General features: G+C 43.4%; 8 protein-coding genes and 1 pseudogene. 4 read left to right on the top strand and 5 right to left on the bottom strand.

Annotated elements, in window-relative coordinates; genetic code table 11:
* Nucleotides 1-140 precede the first annotated feature (140 nt).
* From ABZA00_RS14635 to ABZA00_RS14625, 3 genes are all read right to left on the bottom strand, one after another.
* Nucleotides 141-743: a DUF2057 family protein gene (locus tag ABZA00_RS14635; RefSeq protein ID WP_372882900.1), complete on the bottom strand. Its 603-nt coding sequence runs from the start codon at nucleotides 741-743 to the stop codon at nucleotides 141-143.
* A 144-nt stretch (nucleotides 744-887) separates the two neighbouring features.
* Complete coding sequence (locus tag ABZA00_RS14630) at nucleotides 888-1,841, bottom strand: porin (protein ID WP_372882899.1); 954 nt, start codon at nucleotides 1,839-1,841, stop codon at nucleotides 888-890.
* 371 nt (nucleotides 1,842-2,212) lie between these two features.
* Nucleotides 2,213-2,845, bottom strand: a complete 633-nt coding sequence (locus ABZA00_RS14625; RefSeq protein ID WP_372882898.1) for a LysE family translocator — start codon at nucleotides 2,843-2,845, stop codon at nucleotides 2,213-2,215.
* Nucleotides 2,846-2,951: 106 nt separating this feature from the next.
* On the opposite strand from ABZA00_RS14625, the pseudogene ABZA00_RS14620 reads away from it, so the two are divergent.
* Nucleotides 2,952-3,152 (top strand): annotated as a pseudogene (locus tag ABZA00_RS14620) (EAL domain-containing protein); the annotation flags it as partial.
* A 534-nt stretch (nucleotides 3,153-3,686) separates the two neighbouring features.
* The gene (mobB, locus tag ABZA00_RS14615) at nucleotides 3,687-4,232 is read left to right on the top strand and encodes a molybdopterin-guanine dinucleotide biosynthesis protein B (RefSeq protein ID WP_372882897.1); all 546 of its coding nucleotides are present in this window, start codon (nucleotides 3,687-3,689) and stop codon (nucleotides 4,230-4,232) included.
* Between the two features lie 169 nt (nucleotides 4,233-4,401).
* Here mobB and ABZA00_RS14610 read toward each other — a convergent pair whose 3' ends face one another.
* A complete protein-coding gene (locus tag ABZA00_RS14610; RefSeq protein ID WP_372882896.1) occupies nucleotides 4,402-5,172 on the bottom strand; it encodes a tRNA-uridine aminocarboxypropyltransferase in 771 nt (256 codons plus the stop codon).
* A gap of 260 nt (nucleotides 5,173-5,432) precedes the next feature.
* Here ABZA00_RS14610 and ABZA00_RS14605 point away from each other — a divergent pair, with 260 nt between their 5' ends.
* Entirely contained in the window at nucleotides 5,433-7,340 is a 1,908-nt protein-coding gene (locus ABZA00_RS14605) for an ATP-dependent DNA helicase RecQ (RefSeq protein ID WP_372882895.1), read from the top strand.
* 124 nt (nucleotides 7,341-7,464) lie between these two features.
* Here the strand turns inward: ABZA00_RS14605 and ABZA00_RS14600 are convergent, their stop codons facing one another.
* Nucleotides 7,465-8,100, bottom strand: coding sequence for an alternative oxidase (locus ABZA00_RS14600; RefSeq protein WP_372882894.1), 636 nt, complete (start codon nucleotides 8,098-8,100; stop codon nucleotides 7,465-7,467).
* Nucleotides 8,101-8,582: 482 nt separating this feature from the next.
* On the opposite strand from ABZA00_RS14600, the gene ansA reads away from it, so the two are divergent.
* Complete coding sequence (gene ansA, locus ABZA00_RS14595; RefSeq protein ID WP_372882893.1) at nucleotides 8,583-9,593, top strand: asparaginase; 1,011 nt, start codon at nucleotides 8,583-8,585, stop codon at nucleotides 9,591-9,593.
* Nucleotides 9,594-9,769 lie beyond the last annotated feature (176 nt).

The raw sequence follows: 9,769 nt of genomic DNA, 5'->3' as shown, positions 1-9,769 counted from the left end.
CTAGCTAGACATAAAACTACGTTTTAGTCTTTGTTATTGATTTTGTAATTAGAACAACTAGTTACTGCAATCAATGCCTTGCTTTCATCCATTTTTCCTACGCCTAAATAGATCATCTAATTAACGGAATTGGTATAACTTTACTGTGCTGCTTGCCATTGCTCAAAAGCGGCAATTTCTGCAGCTGTTGCCTGGGAGTACCAGTATTTTAACTGCGCAACCACTTTACTCTCTTTTGCACTCTGCTGCTTAGCGAGTTGAGTTGCGGATAATTTCTCCATGCCGCCCTGAGAAAAATACAGACCGTTTTTTTCATTATAATGGCTGACTAACCCGGCAATATTCACATAGGGTAACGTACTGGAGATAGCGGGTAAGGGGATTTGCTCTATCTGCACTGCACCTGACTCAGCCTTAAAAATCGCCATGCCCTGTTTTTCTGCCGCGGCAATGGTTTTATACCGCTCAGAGAGCATCTCCAGGTGCAGATTCGACTTAGCGGCAAAGGTTAGCAGGTAGGGTTTAGACTGAAAATGTTCTTTTTTTCCCTGTTCGCTTAATTTCCCGTCAAATCTCACTGCTATTTGATTTTTACCCTTAACAAGCTGGTAGCTATCAGCAAAGTGCGAGGAGACTTTTTCACCATTGATGGTGTAGACAGTAATACCCTGCGCCACTTCAAGGCGATAAGCTGATGCCAGAGCGGGCAGTAGCAACAGGGCAAATAATATAATTTTTTTCATTTTGTTGGCTTCCAAATTCAGATAATGAGTGGCTGACAATAACCCACAAATCGCCCTGCCGCAATCAGTGCACCGCGGAACGGGCAAAAAAAAACCAGTGCTGAATTCAGCACTGGTTAGCATGTTTTAAATCTTGTTTAAAGATTAGAATGCGTAGTAGATACCGGCAATAAGTGCCGATGCTTCATAACTCTTATCATCAGCTTCTGTGTCACTGTATTCAACAAAAGCAGAGATATTTGCTGTCACGTCGTGAGAAACACCTACATACCAGTAATCTAAATCAGCTTCAGCATTAGTGTCGAATTCTTTCATCTGGTATGAGCCGTACACTGTTGCCAGGTCAAAATCATAAGAAGCAGATAGGGCTTTAGTTGTGAAGTCAGTATCGCCTTCAGCTTCATCATTATCAGTATAAACCGCCGCTGCATAGAAACCTTCTACTTCTACAGCGCCTGAGATACCCCATGAAGAAGTCTTGTCACCGTTCAGGTAAGCGGTACCGATAGTGAAATTATCATCTACCGCATAATCAGCAGACAGGGCAAAATTATCATTGCCCTGACCTGAGTTGCCGCCTACAAAAGAGTAGTTAGCAGAAAGCGCAACTGGACCAAGCGTGTTTTCATAACGAACCGCACGGCCATCATCTTCTGAATCTGAGTACTCACCAGCACCGTATTCGTCTGATTCGTTAGACAGTTCGGTTTTTTCCAGCACTGCGTATGAACTGCCCGTCTCACCCAGTTTAACTGTACCGAAGTCAGTTGCAAAACCTAACCAGGCATCATCAACTTTCAAAGCATGAAAGTCCACATCCTCATCATCTTTAGATTCAACTTCAAAAGAGCCGATAGCCGTTACGCTGTCAGAAACTTTAGTTGAAACATCAAACTGCAGGGCAACTTCAGAGTATAGAACACCATTCTCATCCACTTCGTCACCATCTTCTTTTTCGTCGTTAACGGTGTAAAATGCGCTGATTTCACCAGTTAGGCTTACTGCTGTGTCGTCAATTTCATAAAGGGTTGCTGCTTGTGCTGATGTTGCGAATAAGGCAGAAATCATTGCAGGTAGGATTGCTTTTTTCATAGTCATGGTTATTTTCCTTGTTTTTTATAATTAAACTCTGTTACAAAAATCCTTTGATAACAGTATCTTCTTACTGTCGCGCAGTAAAAAAGGGCCGCTTGTATTGTTATAAGTTACGACCTGTCTGCTCCGCTCTGTTAGAGAAGCAAAAACTGCGCCAACCAAAAGGTGTCGTCTCGCATAGTAACAAAGTTTATCTATAATGCTTTGTTAAACAAAGAAATATTGTATTTTTGTGAGCTACTTAACAAATTTGTCTGGTTTGTAAAATAAGCTGCAAAAGTGTGTTACGGATCGAATTGGTGCAGTATGCTCAATACTGGTGCAGCATTTATTTATTCGCGCCAGTTTTAACAAGCTGCTGGAAAAATAATCAACTAAAACAGCTGCACTGCGAGTCTTGTCGCAAATACCAGCAGTACCACGCCCATCACCCGCTCAAAAAGATAGCCGTGACGGATAAATTTGCCGCGCAGCCTGTGCTGGGAAAAGAATAACGATACCAGCAGGAACCACAGCGCGGTGCTAAGCGACAGCCAGATACCGTAAATACTCTGTACGACGAGCGGCGTATTAATGCTGACTACAGTGGTAAAAATCGCTAAAAAGAACATAGTCGCCTTAGGATTTAGCAGATTGGTCATAAATCCGAGCATAAAGGCGCGTTTATGATGCTCCGGAACGGCATCCGAGGGCAGTTGCAGCGTACTATTTTGCGGCGCTTTGCTAAGCAGCATCTTCACACCGATGTAAGTCAGGTATAACGCCCCGGCTATTTTGGCGACCATAAATGCCGTTGCTGACTGGGTAATGATAAAACCGATGCCCAGCAGGGTGTACAGCACGTGCATCGAGATACCCGCACCTATCCCCAGACTGGTGATCATGGCGGTTTTACGCCCGAAACTGATGCTCTGGCGCACAATCACCGCAAAATCGGGACCCGGGGAAATCACCGCAAGAAAGTGAATTAAACTCAGCATTAAAAATTCATGAAGATAAAGTGACATGATGGTTATTCCAAAGTAATCAAAGAACTGTGTGAAGAGCTGGAGTATATGCAATTATCTCTCTGTAATGAATGATTAAAAGGATTCACTATGCTGGAACAGTAAAGCACTTGGCTTTGTTGGCCCCGATGAGTTTATTCCTGTTGCTGAAAAAACAGGCTATATGCCGCAATTAGGGCTGTATATTATGCATCAAGCAATGAAAGAAATTGCACGACTGAAAAAGCAGGAAAAAGTTTCCTTTCAACTATCCATCAATGTCTCTGTCCAGCAGTTTATGCAGGATAATTTTAAGCAAAAAATTTAGGGATATCTGTATTAGCTGAAGGTGTGGAAACACAAGCACATGTGGAAATATTAAAAGAGGCCGGCTGTGACTATTACTTCTCCAGACCTTTGCCACTTTCAGATCTGCTTGTATTTGTTAAAAAGCATGCCGACACCGCCGTAAAAAAGGAGCGGCTTTATCATATATGATAGGCGCTTTAATTGCCCGTAGTGTTGCTTTCTCTATTTTGAGAGGGGGGCATTTTTGATGATGCAAGCCACGGATTGCTGGCAGATAGAGTTATATTCGAATTTCTCCGCAATTAAGTCAGATATAATTAGTTATGCCGCGGCTTTAGCCGCGCTATCATTAAGCTCGGCGAAAGCCGAGGCACCGTTCTGTATAATAGACAATACGGAATTGTATAAAATACCTGATAACTTTTCACTGAGATACTTGGTATCGCGGATATGCTTTGCCAGGCTATGTTTTTTATTATTTACATCTCAACCTTTTATATGTATCTGAACTACTTCAAAATGCATTTTTGGGTTGCTGAATATAAGGGTATATATGACAAAATTATCTGACTTTCCCGTACCTTTATTAGGCTTTGCCGCCTTTAGCGGTACCGGAAAAACGACTTTACTGGAACAATTAATTCCTCTGTTGGTCAGACAGGGGCTGAAGGTGGCGCTGGTGAAACACAGCCATCATGATATTGAAATGGATCAACCCGGCAAGGACAGTTACCGGCTGCGCAAAGCGGGTGCATCACAGCTGGTGTTAGCCGGCACACAGCGCGCTATATTATTCTGCGAATATGGTCAGAAAAAGGACAGTGAGCTGCACGAACAATTAGCCTTATTACAAACGGATTGTCTGGATTTGGTGCTGGTGGAAGGCTTCCGCGAGCAGCCGTTTAATAAAATTGAGCTGCACCGCAACGAACTTGATAAACCTTTTTTGTTTAAAAACGATAGGACAATTATTGCCGTTGCCTGTGATGGCCCGGTTGCAGATTGTGATCTGCCTGTCTTGGATCTTAATAATCCGGCTGCGATTAGCGAGTTTGTCTGCCGATTTGCCAAAACAAGCGGACAAAAAAGCTTAGCGTAAAAGAGAATCTGTAGGTGGCATTTCATGCACTAAGTAGATATCTAAATTGTCAGGTAGTTACTCAATGTATTAGTTATCTGTTTGGGGCCTCAGCTTCAGCCGCGCTATCATCAAGCTCGGCTAAGGCCGAGGCTCCGTGGTGGCGCTCTAGGGCAATCAGGCAGGCAAATCACTCTGGTAATTTATCGAGTTTCTCGGCTAATCTGTATTGCATCGCCTGCTCAGGTAATTGCCGGCGCTTTTTACCGAGCATATAATTTTCTTTGAATGTTTCAAAAAGCAGATCCATTACCTGCGCATTTTCCTTTTCACCGATAAATTCTAATGCCAGCCCGGCCACTTCAGCGGTGGCCAGCTGATTATCTTTGGCGGCTTTACGCACCAGGTAACGCGATAGTGTTTCCGGGGAAAATGACACTACCGGCAGCTTATCCAGGTAGGGGCTTTTACGGAACATTTTTTTTGCCTGCGCCCAGCTGGCATCCAATAAAATAAACAGCGGCCGCTGATTTTCTGCTGCTCCCGGGTAAGTTGATAAAATCCGCTCCGGCGTACTGTACTCGGCAGGAAATATCACCATAGGGAACCATTGCGGATCATTTAATAAAGCCAGCATCGCCTGATCCGGCTCAGTGCGCGACCAGATAAAAGCGTAGGTATCGGGGATCAGGTCAGCAATCAAACGTCCGGTATTGCTGGGTTTTAATATTTCGTCATCGTACATCAGCAGCAGAAATGCGCTGTTACTGTGAACTGTTTTTTTCAGGGAGCAGATACATAAATAGGGTAATAACATACAATTTGTACAGCGCTCTATCCTGCTCCCTCTGGCCAAATAAGGGCGGGTGCACTGGCTAAGCCTGTGCTGATAAAGTTTATGGATAGCATGGATGCGCATAAAGTGAATAACCCCTATTAAATTGGAATGCCGATTATACACTTAAATAACCTCAGCTTTGGATAAGCAAATCGATACAATTCGGTTATTTCCGCGTTAAATCATCTACCAATAGCCGGCTATTGCTACGATGATTCGCCTTGAACCACACAAAACTAACGGAACTGTATAATATAAAACGTTAACATTATGATATTAAAGATAATTACGCTTTCATTATCCTGAGTTGAGGTTAAATAGAGCATATTCGCAGCTGCAGCGATATGTTATAAAGAGGTTTCAGCTTAGCAAAAGGGGGCTTTATGCTGCGGTTATTGCAGGAACATTTCGGTTTTTCAACTTTCAGAGCAGGCCAGGAAAAGGTTATTCAGGCCTTGTTTAACGGCCAGAGTGCGGCGGCTATTTTTCCCACCGGTTCCGGCAAGTCTTTATGTTACCAGCTGCCGGCTCTGCATCTCCCGCATCTGACTCTGGTGATCTCGCCTTTATTGGCGCTGATTCAGGATCAACTGGAATTTTTGCAGAGTAAAGGGATCAGCGCGGCGAGCATCCACTCTATGCAGACTCCCGCGGAATCATCGCAGGTATATAAAGAAGTGGCAAACGGACAGATAAAAATTCTCTTTATCTCCGTTGAACGGCTTAATAGCGAACGTTTCCGTTCTTTTTTGAAGCAGATACCAATTTCTTTACTGGTGGTTGATGAAGCGCACTGTATCTCGGAGTGGGGGCATAATTTCCGTCCGGATTATCTTAAACTCGCCTCTTATCGCCGTGAATTTAATATTCCGCAGGTGCTGTTATTGACCGCCACTGCAACCCAAAAAGTGATTCAGGATATGGCGGATAAATTTGCCATCCATCCCGACAATATTACCGTTACCGGATCTTACCGGGAAAATTTAAATCTGGCGGTGATCGGCGCGAGCGGTGCTAACAAGCTGACTCAGCTTATTCCCTGGTTAGCGCAGCGCAGCGGGCAAGCCGGCATTATCTATGTCACCCTGCAGAAAACCGCCGAAGATCTGGCCGCGCAGCTAAGCCGTTCCGGGATTCAGGCACAGGCTTATCATGCCGGTATGAATAACGACCGGCGGGTCACTATTCAGCAGCAGTTTATGTCCGGCGAGTTACCGTTAATTGTGGCGACTATCGCCTTTGGTATGGGCATTGATAAAAGTGATATCGCTTATGTGGTGCACTATGATCTGCCTAAATCCATAGAAAATTATGCCCAGGAGATAGGTCGGGCAGGGCGTGACGGGCGAGCAGCTGATTGTCTGGTGCTGGCCAATAAAGATAATATCAATATATTGGAAAATTTTGTTTATGCCGATACGCCCGAGCCGAGTGCGATTGATTTTATACTGAACGAAATCAAGCAGACAAACGGACAGTGGGAAGTGGTGATGAACAGTCTCTCCAGTTTATCCAATATCCGTTTATTAGCACTTAAAACGTTATTAGTGTATCTCGAACTGGAGGGCGTGCTGCAGCCGGCTTACAGTTATTATGCGGAATATAAATATAAACTGTTGCTGCCTGAGCAGGACCTGTTAGGACGTTTTAAAGATGAGCGTTATAATTTTGTCCAGGCGATACTGCACAGCTCTAATAAGGCGCGCACCTGGGCGACCATTGATTTTGAGCGGATCCAGTCGATCTATCCTTCGGACCGTCAACGGGTGATCACTGCCATTGATTATCTGGATCAGCAGGGGCTGATCGAATTGCAGAGCAAACAGATGACTCAGGTGTACCGGGTGACAATTGCCGCGTTGAATGATAATTTACGTGAACTGTTAGTGGATCGCTTCAGTACTAAAGAACAAGCCGAAGTGCAGCGTATCCATTTTTTACTGGATTTTTTTGCCAGTAAAAAGTGCCTTAATCTGCAGCTGGCACACTATTTCTCGGATAATAATTTACAGCAGCCTTGCGGCCATTGTTCAGTTTGCGCAGGACACCCTGCTATTATGCCGGCAATAGCGCCTTTAACACCGCTCAGTGAATATGATTTTAAACAGATCAGTGCTGATATTAGTGGAAAATTAGGCAGGCATAACAGCCCGGTTTTATTGGCGCGTTTTTTCTGCGGATTAACTACCCCTATTTTCACCCGTCTGAAGGTACGTAATTTAAACGGTTTTGCTGCGTTAGAAAAATACCCTTTTGCCGATGTAAAAAACTGGGTTGAAAATAATATTTAACTTCAACTTTGGATAATGAAAGCGCCATTATATCGATTTGCTTATCCAGAATTGAAGTTATTGAGCGATAAGGTGATAAAACAGCTAAATCTGTTGTATCACCTTGCTTCGCAGGGGGGAATGATTACTGCTGGTGGGACGGTAGCTCACCGGTTTCAAATGAATCCGCAAATTCATGATTACGATCGCGGTGTTTCGCCTCGTCTTCGCGGATGTGCAGTACCACATCACGTAATAACGCGTCATCGGCCAGTGCGTAATAATCTTTTGCGATTTGTGGCGCGGCGACATTTTCTACTTCCCCCGCATCAATTTTCTCTAAAAACTCGGTATAACTTTTACAAGCCTCTTCTTCAAAATATCCCACTACGCGGTGAGCTGTTTTAGACGATAAAAGGTATAAGAAGGTATAGACAACCAAAAAAGCACCCTGTCCGAGTAACACTAAAGTACGTTCAATCCAGGTCGGTTTGGCAATATCTAAAAAGATCATTAGGTGCATGCGTTCATTTTCCGCTTCATCCAATAATTCGCGCACCCATCCCTGATCATCACGCATCCGGCGCAGGGCTTTGAGATGATTAAACATGCCTGCCACCATGCCCGGTACGGCGGCAATAGTTTCCAAAATAACCGCACGTTTTGCGTATTTTGTGCCGTAAAAAATATTCAGCATAAATTTTAAAAACTGGGTAATTTTATAAGCAATGTATTCGGATGCTTTACTGGGCGCTTGATGTGTTATTTCAAAGTTAGACATAGGGATCTCGCTATTTAAGATTAAAAGAAGTTGATGCAGATCAAATTAATCAATTTTTTGATCTGGGTCAATAGCCTGAAAAGGTACGCAAAAAATATCAAAAAAAAGTACATTTTTCTGTGTTTCCTGTTAACAAATTCTGTAACATTTCCGCTTGTTTTTAGCCTTCTCCATGCTGCGATGTTACAAATTAAATATGATTGTTAAATTAATGTGCTGGCTGTTGTTGTTTTGTGAGGATTATTCTTGATAAAAATATATTGATTGAGGTCAATTTATTTTTATTTCTGGCTTGGAGGCAGTCAGCCGATGGCCGACATCCGTTATGGGTATAAAGCAGAATTATTACAGATCATGCTTAATTTAACGTAGAATTCCACAACTTAATCAGTTCAGAAAAAACTTTCCGGTTGTAATGAATTAGAGCATGCTCACATGATAAAACGAATTGACATTTAAAAAAGCAAAAACGAGAGTAATCGATGGCACAGAAAAAAAGAATTTATATTGCATACACGGGCGGCACGATCGGCATGAAACCCTCAAAAGACGGTTATATTCCAGTCGCGGGATATCTGTCACAAACCATTGCCAAGATGCCGGAGTTTTTTCATGAGCAGATGCCCGAGTTTGAGATCCATGAATATGAGCCGCTGATTGATTCTGCCAATGTGTCTCCTGATATCTGGCAGGCGCTCGCTCAGGATATCCAGGCCCGTTATCTCGATTTTGACGGTTTTATTATTCTTCATGGCACAGATACCATGGCTTACACCGCCTCGGCATTATCTTTTGTGTTTGAAAATTTATCCAAACCAGTGATTGTAACGGGATCGCAGATTCCACTGTCACAATTACGCTCTGATGCACGTGCTAATTTACTAAATTCTTTATTTATCGCTGCGCATCATCCGATCAATGAAGTGTGTGTCTTTTTTAATAATCAGCTGTTCCGCGGTAACCGTGCGACGAAACAACATGCTGATGGATTTGGTGCTTTTGTTTCACCTAACTATCCGGTTCTCTTAGAAGCGGGCATTGAAATAAATAATATTGCCGGTGTTACCCAAAAATCCATTAATAAACGCCTGCGCATCAGTGATATTCATGCCCATTCGATTGCCATCCTACATCTTTTCCCCGGCCTGGACTGGCAGGTGCTGGATAACTTGTTAAAAAGCCCCTTAGAAGCACTGGTATTATTAACTTACGGCGTGGGCAATGCGCAGCAGGATGAGCAGTTATTAGCAACCCTGAAAGAGGCAACAGATAGGGGTATTTTAATTGTCAACTGCAGCCAGTGCCTGAAGGGTAGTGTCAATATGGAAGGTTATGCCACCGGTCATGCACTCAGTGAAGCTGGAGTGATTAGCGGCCTGGATATGACCACAGAAACGGTGATTGCCAAGCTTTATTACCTGCTAAGTCAGGATCTGTCCAACAAAGTGATTCGAGAATTGTTAGGCACCGACCTGCGTGGTGAACTCACTTAGCAAAATAGCCGTAAACCCTCCCCCTTCTTTTTAGTGCGGGGATATAAGGCGAAAGTGCAATAGCACTTTATGTGTACTAAAATCTTAATACTGTAACGAAAACCAAGTGCAGAAAGTAAAAACAAATTTTCTACTGACTGACCAAGAAGACCCCACATAGCCTAGTTGCGGATTGT

The sequence above is a fragment of the Psychromonas sp. genome, assembly GCF_041586535.1.
Classification (GTDB): Bacteria; Pseudomonadota; Gammaproteobacteria; order Enterobacterales; family Psychromonadaceae; genus Psychromonas.
This window is presented reverse-complemented; position numbering and strand designations above follow the sequence as displayed.